At 72.9% G+C, this 23,959-nt stretch carries 17 protein-coding genes; 5 read left to right on the top strand and 12 right to left on the bottom strand.

Features of this window, described 5'->3' with window-relative positions:
* Positions 1 to 50: 50 nt before the first annotated feature.
* From ACIBPC_RS00760 to ACIBPC_RS00720, 9 genes are all read right to left on the bottom strand, one after another.
* A complete protein-coding gene (locus tag ACIBPC_RS00760; protein WP_398840343.1) occupies positions 51 to 1,139 on the bottom strand; it encodes an ABC transporter ATP-binding protein in 1,089 nt (362 codons plus the stop codon).
* Positions 1,140 to 1,157: 18 nt separating this feature from the next.
* Positions 1,158 to 2,138: an ABC transporter permease gene (locus tag ACIBPC_RS00755; protein ID WP_362966121.1), complete on the bottom strand. Its 981-nt coding sequence runs from the start codon at positions 2,136 to 2,138 to the stop codon at positions 1,158 to 1,160.
* Between the two features lie 156 nt (positions 2,139 to 2,294).
* Positions 2,295 to 4,097, bottom strand: coding sequence for an ABC transporter substrate-binding protein (locus ACIBPC_RS00750; RefSeq protein WP_362966124.1), 1,803 nt, complete (start codon positions 4,095 to 4,097; stop codon positions 2,295 to 2,297).
* Positions 4,098 to 4,141: 44 nt separating this feature from the next.
* Complete coding sequence (locus tag ACIBPC_RS00745; protein ID WP_398841733.1) at positions 4,142 to 5,113, bottom strand: ABC transporter permease; 972 nt, start codon at positions 5,111 to 5,113, stop codon at positions 4,142 to 4,144.
* A 349-nt stretch (positions 5,114 to 5,462) separates the two neighbouring features.
* Positions 5,463 to 6,512, bottom strand: a complete 1,050-nt coding sequence (locus tag ACIBPC_RS00740) for a dipeptide ABC transporter ATP-binding protein (protein ID WP_362967784.1) — start codon at positions 6,510 to 6,512, stop codon at positions 5,463 to 5,465.
* Entirely contained in the window at positions 6,505 to 7,545 is a 1,041-nt protein-coding gene (locus tag ACIBPC_RS00735) for an ABC transporter ATP-binding protein (protein WP_398840340.1), read from the bottom strand. The genes ACIBPC_RS00740 and ACIBPC_RS00735 overlap by 8 nt, the downstream gene beginning before the upstream one ends.
* 16 nt (positions 7,546 to 7,561) lie before the next feature.
* Entirely contained in the window at positions 7,562 to 8,512 is a 951-nt protein-coding gene (locus tag ACIBPC_RS00730; protein ID WP_398840338.1) for an ABC transporter permease, read from the bottom strand.
* Positions 8,505 to 9,428 carry an ABC transporter permease gene (locus tag ACIBPC_RS00725; protein WP_362967781.1) on the bottom strand — a complete coding sequence of 308 codons (924 nt, stop codon included), beginning with the start codon at positions 9,426 to 9,428 and terminating at the stop codon, positions 8,505 to 8,507. Before ACIBPC_RS00725 ends, ACIBPC_RS00730 begins: the two co-directional genes overlap by 8 nt.
* 4 nt (positions 9,429 to 9,432) lie before the next feature.
* Entirely contained in the window at positions 9,433 to 11,067 is a 1,635-nt protein-coding gene (locus ACIBPC_RS00720; RefSeq protein ID WP_398840336.1) for an ABC transporter substrate-binding protein, read from the bottom strand.
* A 150-nt stretch (positions 11,068 to 11,217) separates the two neighbouring features.
* Here ACIBPC_RS00720 and ACIBPC_RS00715 point away from each other — a divergent pair, with 150 nt between their 5' ends.
* Positions 11,218 to 12,411, top strand: coding sequence for a hypothetical protein (locus ACIBPC_RS00715; RefSeq protein ID WP_398840334.1), 1,194 nt, complete (start codon positions 11,218 to 11,220; stop codon positions 12,409 to 12,411).
* Positions 12,412 to 12,465: 54 nt separating this feature from the next.
* Here the strand turns inward: ACIBPC_RS00715 and typA are convergent, their stop codons facing one another.
* The 3 genes from typA to ACIBPC_RS00700 form a co-directional block, all read right to left on the bottom strand.
* Positions 12,466 to 14,334: a translational GTPase TypA gene (gene typA / locus ACIBPC_RS00710; RefSeq protein WP_362967778.1), complete on the bottom strand. Its 1,869-nt coding sequence runs from the start codon at positions 14,332 to 14,334 to the stop codon at positions 12,466 to 12,468.
* A gap of 192 nt (positions 14,335 to 14,526) precedes the next feature.
* A complete protein-coding gene (locus ACIBPC_RS00705) occupies positions 14,527 to 16,665 on the bottom strand; it encodes an ABC transporter family substrate-binding protein (RefSeq protein WP_398840332.1) in 2,139 nt (712 codons plus the stop codon).
* 138 nt (positions 16,666 to 16,803) lie between these two features.
* The gene (locus ACIBPC_RS00700; RefSeq protein ID WP_398840330.1) at positions 16,804 to 17,538 is read right to left on the bottom strand and encodes an SDR family oxidoreductase; all 735 of its coding nucleotides are present in this window, start codon (positions 17,536 to 17,538) and stop codon (positions 16,804 to 16,806) included.
* Between the two features lie 90 nt (positions 17,539 to 17,628).
* Between ACIBPC_RS00700 and ACIBPC_RS00695 the strand changes: the two genes are divergently transcribed.
* The 4 genes from ACIBPC_RS00695 (at position 17,629) to ACIBPC_RS00680 (ending at position 23,945) form a co-directional block, all read left to right on the top strand.
* The gene (locus ACIBPC_RS00695) at positions 17,629 to 18,222 is read left to right on the top strand and encodes a TetR/AcrR family transcriptional regulator (RefSeq protein ID WP_362967775.1); all 594 of its coding nucleotides are present in this window, start codon (positions 17,629 to 17,631) and stop codon (positions 18,220 to 18,222) included.
* 1,221 nt (positions 18,223 to 19,443) lie between these two features.
* Positions 19,444 to 21,102 (top strand): TPM domain-containing protein, encoded by a 1,659-nt coding sequence (locus ACIBPC_RS00690; protein WP_398840327.1) that lies wholly within the window; start codon positions 19,444 to 19,446, stop codon positions 21,100 to 21,102.
* Positions 21,103 to 21,185: 83 nt separating this feature from the next.
* Complete coding sequence (locus ACIBPC_RS00685) at positions 21,186 to 21,392, top strand: SPOR domain-containing protein (RefSeq protein WP_362967773.1); 207 nt, start codon at positions 21,186 to 21,188, stop codon at positions 21,390 to 21,392.
* A 66-nt stretch (positions 21,393 to 21,458) separates the two neighbouring features.
* On the top strand, positions 21,459 to 23,945 hold the full coding sequence (locus ACIBPC_RS00680; protein ID WP_398840325.1) for a SpoIIE family protein phosphatase: 2,487 nt from the start codon (positions 21,459 to 21,461) through the stop codon (positions 23,943 to 23,945).
* Positions 23,946 to 23,959: the final 14 nt, after the last annotated feature.

The raw sequence follows: 23,959 nt of genomic DNA, 5'->3' as shown, positions 1-23,959 counted from the left end.
GTCCTCGGTCTCCGGTCCGTGCGTGCGTGCGGTGCGATGGCGGGCGGGGCTCACACGAGCCGGGGCCTGATGCGTTCGGTGAACAGGACGCGCTTCTGCCCGTCGGTGAGGTGGCAGGCGGCGCCGCGCCCCTCGGACAGGGCGGGCCTGTCCTCGGTGCAGGAGCGGCCCTCCGGCACCTCGTCGCGGAAGGAGCAGCGGGGGGCGAACGGGCAGCCGGGCGGCGGGTTCAGCAGGCTGGGCGGCGTGCCGGTGATGGGCACGAGTTCCTTGCCGACGTCGCCGCTGAGGCGGGGCATGGAGCTGAGGAGGCCCCAGGTGTACGGGTGCTGGGGGCGGCTGAGGACGTCGTGGACGGTGCCGCGTTCGACGGCGCGGCCCGCGTACATCACGAGGATGTCGTCCGAGACGCGCGAGACGACGCCGAGGTCGTGCGTGATCATGATGATCGCGGAGCCGAACTCCTGCTGCAGCTCCAGCAGGAGGTCGAGGATCTGCGCCTGGACGGTGACGTCGAGCGCGGTCGTCGGCTCGTCGGCGATCAGGAGGTCGGGGTCGCAGACGAGGGCCATGGCGATCATGGCGCGCTGCCGCATGCCGCCGGAGAACTGGTGCGGGTAGTCGTCCACCCGGCGCTGCGGGCTGGGTATGCCGACCCGCGCCAGCATCTCGATGGAGCGCTCGCGCGCCTCGCGCCGTCCGGCGCCCTTGTGCTTGCGGTACGGCTCGGCGATCTGCTGCCCGACGGTGTGGTACGGCGAGAGGGCGGTCAGCGGGTCCTGGAAGATGATGGCGATCCGGTTGCCGCGCAGCTGCTCCATGCGGCGTTCGCGGGCGGTGACGAGGTCCTCGCCCTCCAGCAGGATCTCGCCGCTGATGTCGGCGACCCTGGGGTTGTGCAGGCCGAGGATCGCCTGGTTGGCCACGGACTTGCCGGAGCCGGACTCGCCGACGATGCCGAGCGTCCGGCCGCGCAGCACGTCGAACGACAGGCCGTCCACCGCCTTGACCGTGCCGTCCTCGGTGGCGAAGCGCACGCGCAGGTCCCGTACGGACAGGAACGGTTCGGCGTCCGCCCCCGCGTCCGTCCCCGTGCCCGTGCCCGGCCGTGGCGTCGCGGCGGGCTCTGTGGTGGTCACGTCGTCAGCTCCCTTGCGCTACGCGAGCCGTACGCGCGGGTCGATCAGCGCGTAGCAGGCGTCGACGATGATGTTGAACACGACGATCATCAGGGCGGCGAAGAGCATGACGCCCATCAGCATCGGCAGGTTGGACTGGGTGACCGAGTCCACCGCCAGGCGGCCGAGGCCCGGCAGGGCGAAGGTCTTCTCGGTGATCATGGCGCCGCCGATCAGCGACCCCATGTCGATGCCGAGGACGGTGACGATCGGGATCAGCGAGCCGCGCCAGGCGTACCGGAAGAAGACGGTCCGCCGTCCCATGCCCTTGGCGCGCGCGGTCCGTACGTGGTCCTCCTGGAGCTGCTCGACGAGCGAGGCGCGGGAGAGCCTGGTGTACTGCGCGGTGAAGATGGTGGAGAGCACCAGCCAGGGCAGCAGCAGCCCGGCGAACCACTTGCCCGGGTCGTCCGAGATGGGGAAGTAGCCCGGCTGGGACAGGATCTGGTTGTTGTAGACGAGCAGCGCGAGCGCGAGCGGGCCGAGGAAGTAGATCTGCGCCGAGCTGAGCACGAGGGACGCCGAGCTGACCGAGCGGTCCAGCAGGGTCCCGCGGCGCCAGGCGGCGATCATGCCGAAGGCCAGGCCCAGGATGAGGAAGACGACGGTGCCGCCCGCGGCGAGGGACACGGTGGTCGGCAGCCGGTCCAGGATGGTGTCGAGGACGGGCCTGTTGTCGCGGAAGGAGAAGCCGAGGCAGGGTGCCGGGCAGCTCCCGGCGGGGAACTCGCGGCCGGCGAAGATGCCGATCATGTACTCCCAGTACTGCTGGGGGATCGGCTTGTCGATGCCCAGGTTGTGCTCGACGACGGCGAGCTGCTCCTGTGTGCAGACGCCCTTGCCGCAGGCGAGCAGCGCGGGGTTGCGCGGGATCGCGTAGAAGAGGAAGAACGTCACGGCGCTGATGATCAGCAGGATGGCGAGGGCGCCGAGGGATCGCCGCAGGATGAATCTGAGCATCGGGTCGCAGCCTTCGGTTCGTTGGCCGGGGGTGGCGCCGGGTGGTGCGGGGCGGGCGGCGGCCCGCCCCGCACCCGGCCGGATGTGCGGGGCCTTGGCCGCCCCGCCCGGCGGCCCGCCCTGGGGCGGACGGCCGGGAGGGGCGGGGGTCCGGCTCTACTCCTGGATGACGTAGAGGCGCTGCATGTCGATCGTGCCGACGTCGTCGTTGAAGACGGCGCCGCCGATGAGCGAACCGTGCAGCAGCGTCTGGCGGTAGTAGATGACCGGCACGGACGCGATGGCGTCCTCGACGACGTACTTGCTCAGCTCGAACCACTCGCGGGCGGCCTCGTCCGGGTCCTCGATCAGCAGGATGCGGTCGATCTCGGAGTTGACGTGCTCGTCGTTGAGGTGCGCGTAGTTGGAGGCGCCGTCGGCGATCTGGCGGCCGTCGTACTGCGGCGGGATGACCGTGGAGCCCGACAGCCAGTCGGCGCCCCAGCTGGAGCGGTAGATGTCGTAGCCGGATTCCACGACGCCGATGGTGTCGTAGTAGGTCTCCGACGGGACCTCGGTGCGGTTGACGACGAAGCCGGCGTCCTCGAGCGCGTCCTCGACGGCGACGGCCGCCTGCTGGTCCTCGGGCGCGGTGTGGTGGACGTAGCTCAGCTCGTAGCCGACCGCGTCGGCCTCCTCCAGGAGGGCGCGGGCGCCCTCGATGTCGCCCTGCGGGTTGGCGACCTTGCCGAACGGGTCGTAGTCGTCCTCGCGGCCGGGCAGCAGCGGGCTGATCAGGCTGCCCGCGTACTCGCCGCCGAGCGCGCCGCCGTACGCGGCGCGGACGCCGTTGAGCGGCACGGCCAGGGCTATCGCCTCGCGTATGCGGCGGTCGGTGACGGTGTCCTGGTTGATCGCGAGGCTCCAGACGTAGGGCTGGTAGCCGTCGATCAGGCGGTCCTGGTACTGCGGGTCCTCCACGACGGAGGGGCCGTTGCCCGCGTCCAGGCCGTTGTTGAACGTCACGGTCGTCTGGTTGTCGCCGTTGTCGGCCATGAGCCGCGCGGTGGTGTCCTCGCGGGTGTGGCCGAACGAGATCTCGTACCGGTCCGGGTAGGCGTTGCGCGCCGGGTCGGTCGCCGGGTCCCAGTACTCGTTGCGCGTCAGCGTCATGGAGCGTCCGGGGCGGAACTCCTCGATCTGGTAGGGGCCGGACGTCACCGGCTCCTGGTCGTACTGCTCCCGCGTGTCGCCCGCCTCGGAGACGACGCCGTAGCCCGGCGTGGCCAGGGCGTAGGGCAGGTCGTTCTGCGGTTCCTCGAAGTGGAAGACGATCGTGCGCTCGTCCGGGGTCTCCAGGATCGAGTCGGGCAGGTGCTCCCCCTCGAAGGGCCCGTCGGGCAGCAGCGCGCGGTACTCCTTCGGGTCGTTCGCCAGCCAGCCCTGGATGTAGTTGGGGCCCTGGGTGATGAACGGGGCGAACATGCGCTCGAACGTGTGCCGGAGGTCGGCGGACGTGATCGGCGTGCCGTCGTTGAAAAAGATCTCGTCCTTGAGGGTGTACGTCCAGGTGCGGCCCTCGTCGCTGACCTGGCCCGCGTCGGTGGCGAGGTCGCCGAGGACGCTGTAGTTCCCCTCGTTGTCGAGACGGATCGCGGTGAGGCCGCGGTGGAGCAGGCGCGTGATGTTCGACTCGTGCGAGACGTAGACCTGGCCCGGGTCCAGGTGGTCGGGCGCGGTCTCCTGGAGCACGTGGATCGTGCCGCCAGGGGCCGCACCGGGGACCTCCTCGGCGGGTCCTGTCGAGGCGGCCTCGTCGCCGAAGGTGATGGCGGCGGACACCTCGGGCCCGGCGCTGTCCTCACCCTCGGGGTCGCCCCCGCCTCCGCCGCCGCTGCTGCACGCGCTGAGGACCAGGGCCCCGGCAAGGGCGAGCGCCGCCCCCGCCGTGCGCCTTCTGTGCGCTGTTCGCTTGCTCATGGGTTCCTTGGCACCTGCCCGTTCGTTGTGAGAGGTCGTGCCGGTCATCGCACGGTCTTCGGGTCGAAGGCGTCCCGGACCGCGTCTCCCAGGAGGTTGAAGGCGACGACGAAGATCACCAGCGAGACTCCGGGGAAGAACATGTAGGTGATGTCGCTGCGGTACACCTGGGCGGCGGTGGCGAACATCCGGCCCCAGTCGGGCGTGGGCTCGGTGATGCCGACGCCGAGGAAGGACAGGGCCGCCGCCGTGGTCACGAAGGAGGGGAGCATGTAGGTGGCCTGCACGAGGATGGGCGAGACGACGTTGGGCAGCAGCTCCTTGCGGATGATGCGCCAGGACGACGCGCCGCTGACCTTGGCCGCCTCGACGAACTCGCGCTCCCGCAGCGTCAGGGTCACGCCGCGCAGGATGCGGCCCAGGGTCATCCAGCCGAGGGCCCACAGCACCACGATGATCGAGATGACTTTGATCCAGACCGGTGTCTCCTCCCTCGGGTCCACGAACAGGCTGGTCGTGATCGGGAGGAAGGCCACGAAGAACAGCTGCTGGGGGAAGGCCATGAGCAGGTCGGTCGTGCGGCTGATCAGGAAGTCCCACACGCCGCCGAGGTAGCCGGCCGCGATGCCGAGGACGATCGCCGTCAGCACGGCGAGGACCGTCACCGCCAGGGCGATGAAGAGAGACGTGCGGATTCCGTAGAGAAGCTCAGTCAATACGTCACGTCCGGTGCTCGGTTCGAGGCCGAACCAGAACTCCCCGTCGATACCGCCGTTGGGCTTGACCGGATAGCCGTAGTCGTTGAGCAGACCGGGCTGTTCCTGTCCGTATCGGGTGTAGGGGTCCTTGCCGTACAGACGGGAGATGACCGGCGCGAACAGTCCCACCAGAAAGAAGAACGCCACGATCAGGGCGGATATGACGCCTATCCGATCACGTCGGAAGCGGCGCCACATCAGCTGCCCTGGCGAGCGGCCTACGAGTTCGGCCTCGACAGGCTTGGTTGCAATGGACATCTCGGCGCCCCCGGCGGGATGGACCTGCATGCGATGCGTGTAGATCGCGACTGTGGCAAGGCACACACTTTCCCGTCAAGAGATAGCAATGGTATAAACCTATGACAGTCAATTCATAGGCGAGACTTATGCAGATCGAGCCCGTAGCGTGCTTGACTTCGATTCCGGATTTCCGGAATTTGCCCCTAAGTGGGGACCGCGCCTTTTAACACGGAGGCAACACCGGTGACGCCTTCACGATATGCGAACGCCCCAGACTGGAGCGGTACGGCCGTGCGGGTGCCGTAGACCGGGGTGGTACCGCTTCCAAGCGGTACCACCCCGGTCGCTGTCCAGGCGTTTTCCCCGTTCAGGCCGCCGACACGGTCGGCTCCTCCGCGGCGAAGTGACAGGCCGAGTCATGGGCCGCCGGGCCCGATGCCTTCGCGAACGCCACCGGCACCGCGAGCGGCGGATCGACCTCCGCGCACAGGTCCTGCGCCTTCCAGCACCGGGTGCGGAACCGGCATCCGGACGGCGGGTCGGCGGGCGAGGGGACGTCTCCGGCGAGGATGATCCGCTCCCGCCGCCGCGCCCCCGGATCGGGCACCGGCACCGCCGAGAGCAGCGCCTGCGTGTACGGGTGCGTGGGGTGCTCGTAGATCTCCCGGTCCGTTCCCGTCTCCACGATCCGGCCCAGGTACATCACCGCGATCCGGTCCGAGATGTGCCTGACCACGGAAAGGTCGTGCGCGATGAAGAGATACGCGAGGCCGAACTCGTCCTGGAGCCGCTCCATCAGATTCACGACCTGCGCCTGCACCGAGACGTCGAGCGCGGAGACCGGCTCGTCCGCGATGATCACTTCCGGCCGCAGCGCGAGTCCGCGCGCGATGCCGATACGCTGCCGCTGCCCGCCGGAGAATTGGTGCGGATATCTGTTGATGTACTCCGGATTGAGGCCCACCACATCGAGGAGTTCCCGCACCCGGCGGCGCCTGTCCCCCTTTGGTGCAACCTCCGGATGGATGTCGAACGGCTCCCCGATGATGTCGCCGACGGTCATCCGCGGATTCAGCGAAGTATAGGGGTCCTGGAAAACCATCTGGATGTTTCGGCGGACGGATTTCAGGGCACGGCCGGACAGCCCGGCGATGTCCTCGCCCTTGTAGAGAATGCGCCCCCCGGTGGGCTGTTCCAGGTGCATCAGCAGTTTCGCCACCGTCGACTTGCCGCAGCCGGATTCGCCGACCATGCCCAGCGTCTCGCCGCGCCGCAGGTCGAACGAGACACCGTCCACCGCCTGCACCGCGCCGACCCTGCGGCGCACCAGCACGCCCTGCGTCAGCGGGAAGTGCTTGATCAGGCCGCGCACCTCCAGCAGGGGCTCACCCGCCGCCTCATTCGCCGCCTCACTCACCGACGGTCTCCTTCCAGAAGTGGCAGGCGCTGGAACGCCCGAGGGCCGAGGGGTCGTCCGGCATCAGCTCCGCCGCCCGCACCGCCTCGGCGTCCCGGCCCGCGTACGTGACCTCGTACAGCGGCGGCGGCGGATCGACGCGGCACACGTCCCTGACCTGCGGGCAGCGCGGGTGGAACGGGCAGCCGGGCGGGATGCGCAGCAGGTTGGGCGGCAGCCCGCTGATCGCGCGCAGCTGCCTGCCCTTGCGGTCCAGGCGCGGGATCGAGTCGAGCAGCCCCTTCGTGTACGGGTGCGCCGGCCGCTTGTAGAGGTCCGCGACCGGCGCGTTCTCCACGATGCGGCCCGCGTACATCACCGCGATCTTGTCGGCGACGTCCGCGACCACCCCCAGGTCGTGCGTGATGAGGATCAGCCCCATCCCGAACTCCCGCTGCAGGTCGGCCAGCAGCTCCATGACCTGGGCCTGCACGGTCACGTCGAGCGCCGTCGTCGGCTCGTCCGCGATGATCAGCTCGGGCTCCAGCGCGAGCGCCATCGCGATCATGATGCGCTGGCGCATGCCGCCGGAGAACTGGTGCGGGTAGTCCCCGGCGCGCGCCCCGGCCGCCGGGATGCGGACCCGGTCCATCAGCTCCACGGCGCGCTCCCGCGCCTCCTTGCGCGACGCGCGCCGGTGCACGCGGAACATCTCGCCCAGCTGGTACCCCACCGGCAGCACCGGGTTGAGGGACGACAGGGCGTCCTGGAAGATCATCGCCATCCGCTCGCCCCGCACGCGCCGCCGCTCCTCCGCGCCGAGCGTCAGCAGGTCCGTGCCCTGGAAGAGGACCCGGCCGCCGGTGACCCGGGCGGGCGGGGTGTCGAGGATGCCCATCACCGCCTGCGCCGTCACGGACTTGCCCGAGCCCGACTCGCCGAGCACCGCCAGGGTCTCACCCTCCGCCACCGAGTAGCTGACCCCGTTGACCGCCCGCACGACGCCCTCCCTCGTGCGGAACTCGACGCGCAGGTCGCGTACGTCCAGCAGCATGGGGCCTCCCGGCGGGTCAGCGGAGCTTGGGGTCCAGGGCGTCGCGGACGGCGTCGCCGAGCATGATGAACGCGAGCACCGTGATGCTCAGGGCGGCGGCCGGATAGAACAGGATGTGCGGCGCGTTGCGGAACTGCATGCCGTCCGAGGCGGCCGAGATGTCCACGCCCCAGGAGACGGTGGGCGGGCGCAGGCCGACGCCGAGGTAGCTGAGGGTGGCCTCCAGGGCGATGAACGTGCCGAGCATGATCGTCGCCATCACGATGACCGGGGCGACGGCGTTCGGCAGGATGTGCCGCAGCAGCAGCCGCGTGTTGCTCGCGCCGAGGGCGCGGGCCGCCTGCACGTAGTCGTTCTGCTTGGCGGTGATGACCGCGCCGCGCGCGATGCGGGCGATCTGCGGCCAGCCGAGCGCCGCGATGATGAGGACGACCGGCCAGATCCCGCCGAGCGAGACCATCGACAGGAAGACGATGGCGCCCAGCACCATCGGGATGCCGAAGAAGACGTCGCCGATCCGGGAGAGCAGCGCGTCCCAGAAGCCGCCGTAGAAGCCCGCGAGACCGCCGATGACGGCCCCGAGCAGCGCCACGCCCAGCGTCGCGCAGACGCCGACGGCGATCGACGCGCGGGCGCCGTGGACCGTGCGCGTGTAGACGTCGCAGCCCTGGGTGTCGAAGCCGAACCAGTGGCCGGACGACGGGCCTTCGAGCGAGCGGATCAGCTCGCAGCGGTTCGGGTCGCCGCTCGCGATCAGCCCCGGCCACACCGCGACCAGGACCAGGAAGAGGATCAGGAGGGCCGAGACGAGGAAGACGGGATTGCGCCGCAGGTCGCGCCAGGCGTCCGTCCACAGGCCGTGGGGCGCGCCCGGCTCGGGCGTGGCGCCGGACGTCCCGGCCGTCAGGCCCCCTGCGGCGGCGTCCTCCTGGGCGCCCAGCGGCTGGCGCGCCTGCGGGTCAGGCATAGCGGATCCTCGGGTCGAGCACGGCGTACAGGAGGTCGACGAGCAGGTTGGCGAGGAGGAAGATCAGCACGAGGACGACGACGAAGCCCACGACGGTGGGCGAGTTCTGCCGCAGGATGCCCTGGAAGAGCTGGTAGCCGACGCCCTGGATGTTGAAGATCCGCTCCGTGACGATGGCGCCCGCCATCAGCGTGCCGATGTCCGCGCCGAGGTAGGTGACGACGGGGATCAGCGAGTTGCGCAGCAGGTGCCGCACGGTGATGCGGCTGCGCGGCAGGCCCTTGGCGACGGCGGTGCGGATGTAGTCGCTGCGGGCGTTCTCGACGACGGAGGTGCGCGTCAGCCGCGTCACGTAGGCCAGCGAGACGAGGCTCAGGATCAGGCCGGGGACGAGGAGTTCGCTGAACGGCGCGTCCGGGCTGACGGCCGGGTCGATCCAGCCGAGCTTGACGCCGAGGAAGTACTGCGCGGTCGTGCCGAGGACGAAGGTGGGGATCGCGATGACGACCAGGGTCAGGACGAGGACCGTGGTGTCCACCGCCCGGCCGCGCCGCAGGCCGGTGACGACGCCGAGGGCGATGCCGATCAGCATCTCCAGGACGAGCGCGACGATCGCCAGCCGCAGGCTGATGGGGAACGCGTGCCGCATCAGGTCGGTGACGGGCTGCCCGTTGAACGCGGTGCCGAAGTCGCCGGTGAAGATCTTGCCCATGTAGAGCAGGTACTGCTGCCACAGGGGCTTGTCGAGGTTGAACTCGTGGCGCAGCGCCCGCGCGGTCGCCGGGTCGGGGGCCCGGTCGCCGAACAGGGCGGTGACCGGGTCCCCGAGCGCGTAGACCATCAGGAAGATCAGCAGCGTCGCCCCGATGAACACGGGGATCATCTGGAGCAGCCGGCGGACGATGTAGCGCCCCACGGAGTCAGTCCACCTTGATGTCGGTGAAGACGGGGACGGAGAACGCGTTGAGCCGGACGCCGCTCAGCCGGTCCGAGTAGCCGCCGGTGCCGTTCTGGTACCACAGCGGGATGGCGGGGAGGTCCTTGGCGAGCTGCCGTTCCGCGTCCTGGAAGAGGCCGATGGCGTCGTCCTCGTCGTTCGCGGCGTTGGCGCGGTCCACCAGGTCGTCGAAGCGGCTGGAGCTGTAGCCGGAGTCGTTGGAGGAGCCGTCGGTGTAGTAGAGCGGCTGGAGGAAGTTCTGGATCAGCGGGTAGTCCATCTGCCAGCCGGTCCTGAACATGCCGGTCATCTTGTGGTCGCTGACGCGGTTGCGGAAGTCGGCGAAGGTGGCGACCGGGTTGACCGTGCAGGCCTTCGACTTGTCCAGCGCGTTGTTGATGCTGTTGCAGACCGCGTCCATCCACTGCCGGTGCGAGCCGGTGTCGACGTTGGAGGTGATCGTGATCTTGCCGCCGGGCAGGCCGCCCGCGTCCTCGATCAGCTGCTTGGCGCGGTCGGGGTCGTAACGGCAGGCCTCGCCGCACAGGTTCTTCTTGTAGCCGCCGTCCTTGCCGAGGACGGGCGAGGTGAAGTCCGTCGCCGGGGTGCGGGTGTCGTGGTAGAGCTTCGAGGTGATCTCCTTGCGGTTGATCGCCATCGACAGGCCCTTGCGGAGTTTGGCGGCGTCCGCGCCCTGCCAGTCCTCGTCGTAGAGGGGGAAGGAGACGGTCTGGATGATGCCGGCCGGCTGGTTGATGAAGCGGTCGCCGAGGTCGTTCTCCGCGTTGGCGAGCTGGGAGGCGGGGATGTCGTCGACGATGTCGAGGTTCCCGGCCTGGAGGTCGGTGTACGCGGTGTTGTTGTCGGTGTAGACGCGCAGCTCGACGCCGTCGTTCTTGGGCTTGTCCGACCCGGCGTAGTGCTTGTTCTTCACCAGCTTCATGCTCTGGCTCGGCCGGTAGGTGTCGATGCGGTACGGGCCGTTGCCGACCGGCTTGTCGAGCCAGCCGTCGTGGTCGTCGAAGAACGACTGGGGCAGCGGCGAGTAGGCGGCGTACCCGAGCGTCTCGGGCCACAGGGAGAACGGCTCGCTGAGGCGGACGGTGAAGGTGTGCTCGTCCTTGACGGCGAGGCCGCTGAGGGTGTCGGCGGTGGGCTCGGCGTCCTCGTCGGCGGGGTGGACCGCGTCGTAGCCGTCGATGAACTGGAAGAAGTAGCTGCTGACCTGGGCGTTCTTGGCGTTGGCCCCGTAGTTCCAGGCGTCGACGTACGACGCGGCGGTGACCGGCGTGCCGTCGCTGAACTTCCAGCCGTCCTTCAGGGTGATGGTGAAGTTCTGCTGGTCGTCGGTCTCGATCGACTCGGCCATGGCGTTCTTGGCCTCGCCGGTCTTCGGGTCGTACCGCTTGAGGCCGCGGAAGATCATGTCGAGGACCTTGCCGCCCTGCACCTCGTTGGTGTTCGCGGGTTCGAGCGGGTGCTGCGGGTCGCCCCACGAGGCACGCACCACGCGGTCGCCCGCACCGGCGTCGGCGGGGGTGGTGCCGCAGGCCGTCGCCGTCACGGAGAGGGCCGCCGCGCAGGCGAGGGCCATGGTGAGGTGGGTGCTGCCGCGCATGGGGCGCCTCCTCAGAAATCCCGAAAGTCACATCCGAGTACCATCACACCCCTTATGTCCCTTTCGTGCATCCAGGCGAGCGCCGGTGAGGCGGAGTGTTGCCGAGAACCCCCCATATGCCGGAGGAGGCCGCTGGGCTAGGTTCCGGGGATGCGCAGATCGCCGTTAGCCGCCCTCGTCCTGCTGGCCCTCCTGGGGCCGGTCGGGTGTACGGGGTCCCCACAGGACGCCCCGGACGACCCCGCTCCGACGCCGCCGCCCACCGCGCCGCCGTCCGTCGAGCCGCCGCCCGTGCCGTCCGCGCCCGACCTGCCGCCAGGCGACGGGTGGACGCCCTGGTTCGCCGACGGGTCGCACGCGTTCGCCCTCCCGTGGAGCGACTGCGCCGCGAACGCCGCCGCCGACCCGTGCTCGCGGGACATCGCCGTCCTGTCCGACGGCACCTGGGAGGTCCGGCAGGTCCCGCCGATGCCGCGCGAGGGCGGCCGGCTGCTGCGCGACCTGCTGGTGGCGGGCCCGGGGGTGGCGCGGCTGAACCTCATGGACTCCGCCGGGCGGCGGACCTGCTGGGTCACGACCGACGCCGCGGCCACCTGGGCGGAGACGGCCTGCGCGGCGTCGCCCGAGGAGGCGGTCGACGGGGCACCGGAGGGGGCGCGCCTCGTCACGTCCTACCTGGGCACGGGCGGGAACGCTCTCCACGCGCTGCTGCCCGGCACGGGGGAACTGCGCGTGCTCGCCACCCAGCCGGACGGCGCGGGGACGACGAGCGGGCGGTCGGGCGTGCTGCCCGACGGGACGTTCTGGCTGGACGGGACCGCGTACGCGGACGACCAGCCGCGCATCACCGTCACCCACGACGGCGGCCGTACGTGGGAACCGCTCGCGGCGCCCCCGGCACCGGACGGCGACGACCTCCCCGGCGCCGTGCAGCGCTGGCTCGCCGCCACGGAGGCGGGCGGGCTGTACCTCATCCAGATCGGCGGCGACGGCACGAGCGAGTCCGCCCTGCTCCGCCTCCACCACAGCGCGGACGGCGGCAGGACCTGGGAGACGCGCTGGACCGCGGGGGACGGCGGCGGCGGCGCGCGTCCTGAGCTGGCGAACGGCATCCCGATCGTCACACCGGACGGCCGGATCTTCCTCTACGGCGACGACGCCATCTGGGTGAGCGAGGACGGCGGCAGGACGTTCGCGGTGGACCGGCCGGGCCCGCCGCCCGAGTGGGCGGACACGGTCCCGTTCGGCTATCTCCTGATCGACCGGCGGCGCCCGGGGAACTACCGCGTCTCGGCGGACGGCTTCACCTGGCGCACGCTGGTGCTCGGCCGTTCCGACGGCTGAGCCCCCGGCCCGTTCGCGTGCGAACGGGCCGGGGGCTCCCTGGGAACTCCCGCGTCAGGCGCGCTTGGCCCGCGCCGTCGTACGGGCGCGGTCGCGCTGGTCGAGGACGACCTTGCGCAGCCGCACCTCGTCCGGCGTCACCTCGACGCACTCGTCCTCGCGGCAGAACTCCAGCGACTGCTCCAGCGACAACCTGCGCGGCGGCACGAGGTTCTCGGTGTTGTCGGCCGAGGCCGCGCGCATGTTGGTGAGCTTCTTCTCCTTGGTGATGTTCACGTCCATGTCGTCCGCGCGGGAGTTCTCGCCGACGAGCATGCCCTCGTACACCTCGGTGCCTGGCTCGATGAAGATGACGCCGCGCTCCTGGAGGTTCATCATCGCGTACGGGCTGGCGACGCCCGCGCGGTCGGCGACCAGGGAGCCGCTCTTGCGGGTCCGCAGCTCGCCCGCCCACGGCTCGTGCCGCTCGAAGATGCTGTGCGCGATGCCGGTGCCGCGCGTCTCGGTCAGGAACTCCGTGCGGAAGCCGATCAGGCCGCGCGAGGGCACCAGGAACTCCATGCGCACCCAGCCGGAGCCGTGGTTCGTCATCGTCTCCATGCGGCCCTTGCGGGTGGCCATCAGCTGGGTGATCGCGCCGAGGTGCTCCTCGGGGGCGTCGATCGTCATGCGCTCGACGGGCTCGTGCAGCTTGCCGTCGATCTCGCGGGTGACGACCTCCGGCTTGCCGACGGTCAGTTCGAAGCCCTCGCGGCGCATCGTCTCGACGAGGATCGCCAGCGCCAGCTCGCCGCGGCCCTGCACCTCCCAGGCGTCGGGGCGCTCGGTGGGCAGGACGCGCAGGGACACGTTGCCGATCAGCTCGCGGTCGAGGCGGTCCTTCACCAGGCGGGCGGTGACCTTGTGGCCCTTGCCGCCGCGGCCGACGAGCGGCGAGGTGTTGGTGCCGATCGTCATGGAGATGGCGGGCTCGTCCACCGTGATCAGCGGGAGCGGCAGCGGGTTCTCCGGGTCGGCGAGGGTCTCGCCGATCATGATCTCGGGGATGCCCGCGACGGCGCAGATGTCGCCGGGACCGGCCTGCTCGGCGGGCTTGCGGGTGAGCGCGTCCGTCATCAGCAGCTCGGTGATGCGCACGTTCTGCTGGCTGCCGTCGCGCTTCAGCCAGGCGACGGTCTGGCCCTTGCTCAGCGTGCCCTGGCGGATGCGGCACAGGGCGATGCGGCCGAGGAAGTTGTCCGCGTCGAGGTTGGTGACGTGCGCCTGGAGCGGCGCGTCCTCCTCGTACACCGGCGCGGGGACGGTCTCCAGGAGCGTCGAGAAGAACGGCTCCAGGCTGTCGCTGTCGGCCGGGACGGTGCCGTCGGCGGGCTGCGTCAGCGAGGCGATGCCGTCGCGGGCGCAGGCGTAGACGATCGGGAACTCGATCTGCTCCTCGTCCGCCTCCAGGTCGAGGAACAGGTCGTACGTCTCGTTGAGCACCTCGGAGATCCGGGCGTCCGAGCGGTCCGTCTTGTTCACGCACAGGATGACCGGCAGCCGGGCCTGGAGCGCCTTGCGCAGGACGAACCTGGTCTGCGGCAGCGGGCCCTCGGAGGCGTCCACGAGGAGGACGACGGCGTCCACCATGGACAGGCCGCGCTCCACCTCGCCGCCGAAGTCGGCGTGCCCCGGGGTGTCGATGATGTTGATGACGACCGGGTCGCCGCCGCCCTTGGGGTGGTAACGGACGGCGGTGTTCTTCGCGAGAATGGTGATGCCCTTCTCGCGCTCCAGGTCGTTGGAGTCCATGACGCGGTCGTCCACCTGCTGGTGGGCGGCGAAGGCTCCCGCCTGCCGGAGCATGGCGTCGACCAGGGTCGTCTTGCCATGATCGACATGGGCGACGATGGCGACATTACGGATGTCGTGGCGCGTAGGCATGGCTGGGCGCTTCTCCCGAGCGAGGACGGTGTCAGGACGGCTCGGCGGGGGATGTCCGCCCGGCGGGGGTTCGCCCCCGAACAGACCACAGCAACCGGCGTCACCCGCCATCGTACGTTGCCGCGCCGGACCGGGCCGAGCCGCGCGGTGCGACCCCCGGCCCGGGACGGGCCGGGGGCGGCGGCGCGGGGGTCAGCGGCGGTGGCCGATGTCCTGGTAGCGGGGGGTCTGGAGGCCGAACGCGCCCGCCCCGGCGAGGGTGTCCCGCACGGCGACGAGCTGGGGGCGCTGGTAGAGCGGCAGGGAACCGGCGGCGGCCCAGATGCGGGCGTCGGCGCGGTCGAGGAGCGCCGCGTGCTCCTTCTCGTCCAGCTCGCCCGCGGCCTGGTCGAGGAGCTGGTCCACGTAGTCGGTGCCGATGCGCGCGTAGTTCTGCTCGACGCGCAGGACGCCGCCGGGCAGCTCGCGCGGCTTGCGGAACAGGGGGCGGGCGTCGGTGGCGGGGTACGCGGTGGCGGGCCAGGAGAAGAGGGCGAGGTCGAAGTCGCCGGTCGCGATGTGCTCCTCGAAGTAGCGGTCGGCGTCCACCTCGGCCGTCACGGCGCGGATGCCGACGGTGGCGAGCATCGCGGCGATGCGGCGGGCGGCGGCGCGCAGGGGCGCGGCGTCGGCGCCGTCGGGGAGGACGAAGCGCAGTTCCAGCGGGGCGCCGTCCTTGGTGCGCGGCGGGGTGGCGGCGGCCTCGGCCAGCTCGGCGGCGCGGCGTTCGGCGGCCTCGGCGCGGCGTTCCGTACGGGCGGCGTCGTCGTCGTCGCCCGCGGCGCGTTCGGCGGCGGCCGACTGGCGCAGGAGGGCGGCGGACGCGGCGGTGGCGGGTCCTGCGGCGTTCAGGGGCGCGGGGGCGGCCGCGCCCGGCTTGGCGTCGCCGTCCCGCCCGGCCTTCGCGCCCGCGCCGGGCATCAGCCACCCGGCGTCGTCCAGCAGTCCGGCGGCGGACGCGGTGCCCGTCTCGCCGATGGCGGCGCTGTTGTCGCGGTAGCCGGCCTGGCCGAGGGTGCGCAGGTGGCTGCCGAGCGGGGTGGCGGGCAGGTCGGCCGGGCCGTGGACGGCCTCGGCGAGCGCGGCGCGGTCGACGGCGCGGGCGACGGCCCAGCGGACGCGTTCGTCGGTGAGGGCGGGCGAGGTGCCGTTCAGGGTGAGCTGGGTCCAGGAGGGGTCGAACGCGCGGTGGACGACGAGGTGGCTCATGGCCTCGCGGTCGGCCTCCTCGCGGGTGGCCCACTGGCGCTCGCGCGCGTGCTCGGCGTCGGCGTACGCGTCGCGGTAGCGCTCGGCGGCGGCCTCCACCTCCTCGCCCTCCAGGCGGGCGCGGGCGAGGTCGCCGAGGGCGTCGGCGGCGGAGGGGGCGGCGGGCGGGGGCTGCTTGCCGTCGTCGGCGTCCGGCGCGGCGGCGGACGCTGTGCGGCGGGCGGCGGTGATCCGTTCGGCGTCCCCTGGGGTCACCTCGGCGATGTCCAGCTCGCCCGCGGCGAGCGCGGCGCGGCGTTCGGCGCGGGGCACGGCGGCCAGGACGAGTTCGTCGAGGAGCGCCGGGTCGCCCCACCACGCGTCGTTGCGCTCCAGGGTGACGGTCCCCGCCTCCCCGTCCACGTCCGCCACCTCGAACGGGCCGCCGGAGACGGGCAGTTCCGTGCGGGCGCCGTCGTTGAACGCGTCGGCGTCGCCGGTGACCGCGCGCGGGTAGAGGGGCGTGAACAGGGACTTCCAGTCGGCGTAGGGGCGGGTGAACGTCACCTCGACCTGGTGGCGTTCCGGGCCCTTGCGCACCTTCTCGATGCGGTCGTAGCCGACGTTGCGCGCCGACCAGTAGTCCTTGTCCTCGCCGTTGAGGGCCTTCCACTGGGCGATGAAGTCGTCGGCGCCGATGGGGGTGCCGTCGCTCCAGCGCGCGTCCGGGTCGAGGGTGTAGACGACGCGCTGGCGCGGCTCGCGTTCGGTGATCTCGGCCGACCTGAGGTAGTCGGTGTTGAGCTGTGGGCGGCCCTCGGCGTCGAGGGTGAAGAGGCTGGGCAGCACGGCGCCCGCGACGCGGTCGGTGACGGCGTCCGCCTCGAACTGGTAGGCGTTCAGCGTCGCGGGCAGGGCGTCCACGGCCCAGCGGGCGGTGCCGCCGCGTTCGAGCTGGGCGCGGCGCGCGGTGCTGACGGACTGGACGGACCGGGGCGCCGCCCGTTCGGTCGCGTCCCCGGTGGTGCAGGCCGTCAGCGCCGGCACGAGCACCGCTCCCATGGCGCACGCGGCCAGCCACGCGCGTCCCGTCCCGCCTGCCATCCTGCTACCTCCGGCCCTACCGGTGCGTTGATCACATCTATGCGCTCACTGAAGAGGAGTCGCAGGTCATCGCGCCGGAGGCACGGCGGCGGCGGGGCGGCAGGCCACCCGAACGGGCGGGCGGGGCGGCCGGTCGGGTCAGCCCAGGGAGACGAGGCGGGCGCCGCCGTCGGTCTCCAGCACGGTGCCGGTGACGTTCGGGTTGGTGGCGGCGAGGACGACGGCCTCGGCGATGTCCTCGGCAGTGGCGACGCGGCCGGTGGGCAGGGCGGCGGCGACCTGGGCGAAGTACGCGTCGCGCGCCCCGGCGGGCAGGGTGTCCCACCAGGGCGTGTCGACGACGCCGGGCGAGACCGCGTTCACCCGCACCGGGGCGAGTTCGACGGCGAGCGGGCGGACCATCGCCTCGATGGCGCCGTTGACCGCCGCGAGCCCGGCGGTGCCCGGCAGGGCGGCGCGGGCGCTGGCCGCGCTGATGAACGTGACCGATCCGGCGGGCGCGAGGTGCGGCAGCGCGGCACGCACCGCCGTGAGCTGGCCGAACAGCTTCGCCTCGAACGCGCCGCGCAGCACGTCGGGTTCCAGCTCGGCGAGCGGCCCGGCGCCCGCGCCGCCGCTGCTGGCGAGCACGAGGTGGTCCACGCGGCCGACGGACGCGAACAGCCCGGCCATGCGGGCGGCGTCGGCTGCGTCGCCCCGGTGGACGGTCAGGTCCGGGTCGGAGACGGCCAGCGCCTCGGCGCGCGCAGCGGACCGGCCGACGACATGGGTGGCCGTGCCGCGCCGGAGCAGGAGGCGGGCAGTGGCGAGGCCTATGCCGGAGGTGCCTCCGACGACGACCGCGATGGGCTGGGAGGGCGTCCGGGATGACATGGGTGCCGCCTTTCCTGACAGGGAGGACGCGTGACGGTCACGGTCCGCGTTCAATTTCGGACCGTTGCGTCTCGATATAAACTTACACCCATGCCGATCCGCTCCCCAGGCCCGCCCCGCGCGGGCCGCCCGCGCAGCGAGGAGAGCCGCCGGGCGATCCTGGCGGCCGCCGTGTCCCTGCTGACCGAGAAGGGGTACGCCGAGCTGACGGTGGAGGGCATCGCGCAGCGCGCGGGCTGCGGGAAGCAGACGATCTACCGCTGGTGGCCGTCCAAGGCGGACGTGCTGATGGACGCCGCGCTCACCCGGAGCGAGATGGCGATCGACGTGCCGGACCAGGGGTCGTGGGCGGCGGACCTGCGGGCGTTCCTGAGCGCCACGTTCGCGCTGGCCACGCGGCCGGAGATCGGGCCGCTGCTGCGCGCGATGATGGGCCAGTCCCTGACCGACGAGGAGTTCGGCGCGCGCTTCCGCGCCCGTTTCCTGCCGACGCGGCGCGACGCGCTGCGGGCCCTGGTCGAACGGGCGGCGCGCCGCGGCGACCTGCCGCCGGTCCCCACGCCCGGGACGCTCCTCGACCTGGTCTTCGGCGTGCTGTGGTACCGCGTCATCGCCACGCGCGAACCGCTCGACGAGGCCTTGGTGGAGGAACTCGTCACCCTGGCCACCACCCCACGCCCCTGACTCCCCGCCCCGCGAGGACCGCCGTTCCTCCGGGACGCCTTTCGGCCGGAGACCCGAGGAGGCCGCGCAGCGGGCCACCCGATCCGCCCGGCCTCGTGTTCCGTCCGGGCAGCGGCGCCCAGGGCATCCGCCCAGCTCACCTCCGTGCACGGCAGAACCTCGCCGGGGAGCGGCGGGCAGGGAGCCAGTCCCGGCGGGGATGTCACCACGTGGCCTCCCCGCAGGAGCCCACGCGAGCGCCCACCCCGGCACCCGGGTCCGGCCCGCGACCAGCCGCAAGAGGCACTCCCGGCATGTCGTGAGGCCCGGCCGACGCCGACCGCTCGGCTGAACCCGGACGCGACGCCTCTGTGTCCGGTCCATCGACCCGTCGTCCGACACCCGCCCGCTGAGGGAGGAAGCGGGGCACGGCGCGCGGCCCCTGACGGCGCAGCACCCGAGGCAGCAGGCCCCCGGGGCAGGTCACGTTCCCCCAGCGTCCGGTGCTCCGCCAGGTCCGGTGTCCCCCGCAGCGGCCGGTCCCGGCGCCCGGGAGTCACCCCGACCGTGCCCGCGACTCCTCCGGACTGCGCGCCGTCGTGTCCCCGGACAGCGGGCGCGGTGACGGCGTCGAGCGCCCGTGGCGCGGCCCCGAAAGTCCCCCCTGCCCGGCCCGCGGCCTCACCTGCCGGGACGCCGAGGGTGACTGCCTCACCTCCACGCCTCCGACCGTCCAGGACCCTCTCCACCACGCCGACGCCCACGGCCCATCCCGCTCCCCCGCCGCGACCGGCCGAACTGCCCGTCCCTGCCCGCTCGCGTGCGGCCCGGAAGGCCCGTACGCACCCGTCCGTCGGGCAGAAGACCGCACGCACCGGAGTCCCGCCACGCAGTCCGGAGCGAACGGCGCACAGCCCTGCCTTGAGCCGGGATCACGGTCCTCCCCCGTCACGCCCTCGCCTCCGTACAGCGGACGGCAGGACCTTCCGCACCTCCCGCACCGTCGCCCTCCGCCCGCGCATGCGGAGACCCGTGCACGCGGCGCGCGGCCGAGCCGGGCGGCACACCGTTCGCCGGGGCGCGGCGGACAGCCCGCCCTGGGACCGCCCACCCCGTCCGGGCCACGGACCCCGGCGCCCGCGCGGGCGACACGGGCCGCCCGTCCGGCCCGGAGCGTTCGCGTCCACGGGCCCCCGCGACTACGGTCGAGGCGATGCGCTTCCCCGGTCGGGAGGTGGGCGGATGCGCGCACGCCCGGCCGCCGCGCTGACCGCCGCACTGGCCGCGTGCCTGACGGCCGTCCCCCTCCCTGCCGTGGCCGCGGACACGGTGACGCTCGACCACGCCGGGCAGATCACCGACCAGGTGGGCGCCCTCGGCGGACGCACGGACGCGGTGCAGCGCGCGCTGATCCGGCTGGAGGACGAGGAGCGGTACCAGCTGTTCGTCGTGTACGTGCGCGACTTCTCCGGGCACGAGGCCCAGTCGTGGGCGGACGGCGTGGCCGACCGCAACCGGCTCGGCGCCCATGACCTGCTGCTCGCCTTCGCGACCCACGAACGGCGGTACGCGCTCTCCGCCGACGTGCACTCCGGCTTCTCCGCCCGGGACCTCGCACGCGTCGAGTCGGTCGCCGTCGCCCCCGCCCTGCGGCACGCCGACTGGGCGGGGGCCGCCATCGGCGCGGCCGAGGGCTTCGCCGCGCTCCAGGAGGGCGGACAGGTCCGGCGGCCCGCGATCGTGCCGGGCGACCAGGACCCCGGCCCCTCCCCCGGCAGGGACATCCGCGACTGGGTGGTCCCCCTGGTGCTGCTCGCCGGGGCGGCCGCGCTGGTCGTCTTCCTGATCCGCCACGGGGAACGCAGCCTGCCGCCCGTCGTCCCGCTGACGGCGCTCGACACCCATGTCCGGGGACTGCTGATCGACCTGGACGACGCCGTACGCGCCCGCGAGGCCGGACTGTCGTTCACCCCGGCCGCCCCCCGATCGGCTCTCGCGGAGCTGGAGGACGCGCGCGCGGGCACCGCCACCGCGCTGCGCGAGTGGTACGAGGCGGACGCGACGGCGGCCGGGGCGGGCGCGGTCGTCAGGCGCCGGACGCTGATCAGGATCGCCGAGCGCTGTGCCCTCGCCCAGGAGCACCTGGCCGCCGCAGGACCGGTCGCGGCGGCCGGGACGGCGGGCGCGGTCGCCGCCGCGGAGGCCAGGACCGCCGCCGTGACGGCGCCCGCCCGCGCGCTGCCCGTCGCACGGGCACGGCTGGCCGGCGCCCGCGAGGAACTCGCCCGCGCCCGGCGGGCGCTCGCCCGGAACGACCGGTCGGCGACGGCACGCGCCGTCCGGGCCGCGCGCGACGCCGTCGCGGCCGCCGAGACGCTGCTCGCGGCCACCGCGCGCCGTACCGCGGCCCAGGCGCGCGCCCGTGTCGTCCTCGCCGAGGCGGCGGCGGGGACCGCGGCGGACCTGGCGGAGGCACGCGCGGGGCGCGCGGCGCCCGGGACCGTCGCGCGGGCCGCCGCCGCGCTCGCGGGCGTGCGCCGGGCGCACGACCCCCTCGACGCACTGCGGACACTGCTCGCCGAAGCCGCGCCGCTCGCCGGCGACCTGGCGGAGCACCGGACGCCCGGGGAACGGGAACGGCGCGCGCGGGCGCTGCTCGCCCAGGCCATGCTGCTCGCCCATACGGAGGTGAGCTGGGCGGACGCCCTGGTCACGGCACACCGCGCCGCCCTGGGCACCGCCACCCGCGCACGGCTGGCGGCGGCCCGGAGCGTGCTCGACGAGGCCGCCGCGCGGGCGGACCGGGAACCGGTCCGCGCCCTCGCCGCGGCACGCCTGGCGGACGCGCTCGCCCGCGCGTCCGCCGCCAGGACGGAACGTGACGCCGGGCCGCTGACCTGAGGGGACGCCCCGGCCGCCCAAAGCCCTGTTCGGTGGGTGAGGCGCTGGCGTATGGTCTGGCATATGCGGAGGGGGGGTGAGGAATGAACGCCGGCAATGCACAGCCCTGGCAGGTGGTCCGGCAGGACGAGGACGGCAGCAGGTACCGGATAGGGCACTGCGCCACCCGTGCCGAGGCCCAGCGCCTGATCCAGCGGCTGCTGCTGAACGCGGGGCCGCAGGCGGCGGACGCTCCGGCGCACTACGTCGTGGAGCGCGTCGATACGCCCGCGGACCGCATACCTCGCTGACCCGCGGCACCCTTGGCACAATCGGGTATAAGGGACAGGAAAACCCAAACCCGACAGGGGCCGGCGGTGTCTGCAGATCCAACCGAACCGAGCGGCCGTGACGAGGCCGTCACGGGACGGCCGGACCCGCGCTCCCTGCTGGACCTCCTGCCCGTGGGCACGGCCGCGCTGGACGCCCGCGGGACGCTCCTGCTCTGGAGCCCGCCCGCCGGGGACATCCTCGGCTGGGACGCCCGGGAGGTCACCGGGCGCGCGTTCACCGCCTTCCTGCCCCCCGGCCACCCCGCCGGGAACGGCACCGCACTCCTCCGGGCCCTCCTCCGCGACGGCCACTGGCGCGGCGTCCTGCCCCTGCGCCACCGCGACGGGCGCACCGTCGCGACCGCCGTCCTCGCCTGGCGGGTCATGGACGCGGACGGCACCCCGCGCGTCCTGGCCGAACTGGCCGAGGCCGCGCCGCTCGACGGGGCCGGACGCGACCTCGCCGCGCTGGACGCCCTGTTCACCGCGTCCCCGCTCGGCATCGCCCTCTTCGACACCGAGCAGCGCTACACACGGGTCAACGACACGCTCTCCCGCCTGTACGGCATGCCCGCCGCCGACCTGATCGGCCGTACCGTCAGGGACGTGCTGCCCGCCCCCATGGGCCAGGAGCTGCACCGCATCCAGCGCGCCGTCCTGCGCACCGGCCAGCCCATCACCGACCTGGTCACGGCGTCCCCCGACGGCAAGGGCGCGCAGTCCGTCTCGTTCGGCCGGGTCACCGACCGCTCGGGCCGCCCCCTCGGCGTGAGCTGCACCGTCCTGGACATCTCCGAACGCCGCGTCGCCCTCGCCGACATCGAGCGGACCCGCCAGCGCCTCGCGCTGCTCGACGACGTCGGCACGACCCTCGGGGACCTCCTCGACGTCCGCCGCATCGGCGAGGCCCTGGCCCTCGCGCTCGTCCCGCGCTTCGCGGACTACGCGGGGGTGGAGCTGCTCGTCCCGGTCGCCACCGGCGGCGAGCCGCCCAGCGTCGCCGACAGCGGCGCGGTCGAGTTGGTCCAGGTCGGCATCGCCGCCAAGCGGCACGACGCGACCGTCGACCGGTGCCTGCGCATCGGCCTCGAAGAGGTCACGTTCCTCCCCGGCTCGATCCTCGGCCCGGTCCTCACCACCGGCACACCCCACCTGGCCGAGACGCGCGAGCAGCTCCGCGCCGCCATCGCGCACGACGACCCGATGGCCGAGGCCGTCGACCTGCTCGGCATCCACTCGATGCTCACGGTGCCGCTGCGCGCCCGCGGCACGGTCCTCGGGCTCCTCGTCGTCAGCCGCGCGGGGGAACGCGCCGCCTTCGACCGCGAGGACCTCGCGCTCACCCTCGAACTGGCGGGGCGCGCGGGCATCTCCCTGGACAACGCGCGGCTGTACATCCGCGAGCGCGAGGGCGCCCTCACCCTCCAGCGCAGCCTGCTCCCCCAGTCGTTCGCCGCCCAGCCAGGCGTCGAGGTCAGCCACCGCTATGTCCCCGGCAGCACCGGCGCCGAGGTGGGCGGCGACTGGTTCGACGCCATCCCGCTGACCGGCGGCCGGGTCGCGTTCGTCATCGGCGACGTCACCGGGCACGGGCTGCGCGCCGCCGCCCTGATGGGCCAGCTCCGCACCGCCGTCAGGACCCTCGCGGCGCTCGACCTGGCGCCGGGCCAGCTGCTGCGGCGGCTCAACCAGCTGGGCCGCGACATCGCCCAGCGGCCCGACGACCCGGTGATGGCCACCTGCCTGTACGCGGTCTACGACCCGGCGACGGGCGTGCTCGTCCTCGCCAAGGCGGGGCACCTGCCGCCCGTGCTCGCCGGGACCGACCCCGCCACCGGCCGCTGGACCGCCCGCGTCCTCGACATGCCGTCCGGCGCGCCGCTCGGCGTGGACGGCGTGCCGTTCGAGGAGCTGCGCGTGGACGTCTCGCCGGACAGCGTCCTCGCGCTCTACACGGACGGGCTGGTCGAGACGCGGGACGAGGACATCACCGACCGCGTGGCCGGGCTGGCCGACCTGCTCGCCGGGTCTGCCGGACGCGGCGCCCCGCTGGACGCCGTCTGCGACCGGGTCATCGACGAGCTGCGCCCGCCGGACGACGGGCACGACTCCGACGACCTCGCGCTGCTCCTCGCCAGGCTCTCCGTCCTGCCCGCGGACCGGGTGGAGAGCTTCCGGTTCGCGTCCGGTCCCGACGCCGTGGACGAGGCGCGGCGGCGCGTCCGCGACACCCTCTCGGCCTGGGACCTCGCCGTGCTCGCCGACCGGGCGGAACGCCTGGTGGCCGAGCTGGTCGGGAACGCGGTCGGCACGCTCCGCGATCCGGTCGCCCTGCGCATGGTGCACAGCACCACGCTGCTGGTCGAGGTCACCGACCCGTCCCCCGACCCGCTGCGGGAGACCGCGTCCGTCCTCGACGACGACGCGCGGCACGGGCTGCCGCTCGTCTCCTCCGAGGCGCACCGCTGGGGCACGCGCGAGGGGCCGATCGGCCGCAGCATCTGGTTCGAACTGTCCATCTCCGACCCCTGAGGTCCCCGTCCCCA

Source organism: Streptomyces sp. NPDC049879, assembly GCF_044461265.1.
In the GTDB taxonomy this organism is placed as follows: domain Bacteria; phylum Actinomycetota; class Actinomycetes; order Streptomycetales; family Streptomycetaceae; genus Streptomyces.
The sequence above is the reverse complement of the archived record's forward strand: the minus strand, read 5'-3'. Positions and strand labels throughout refer to the sequence as shown.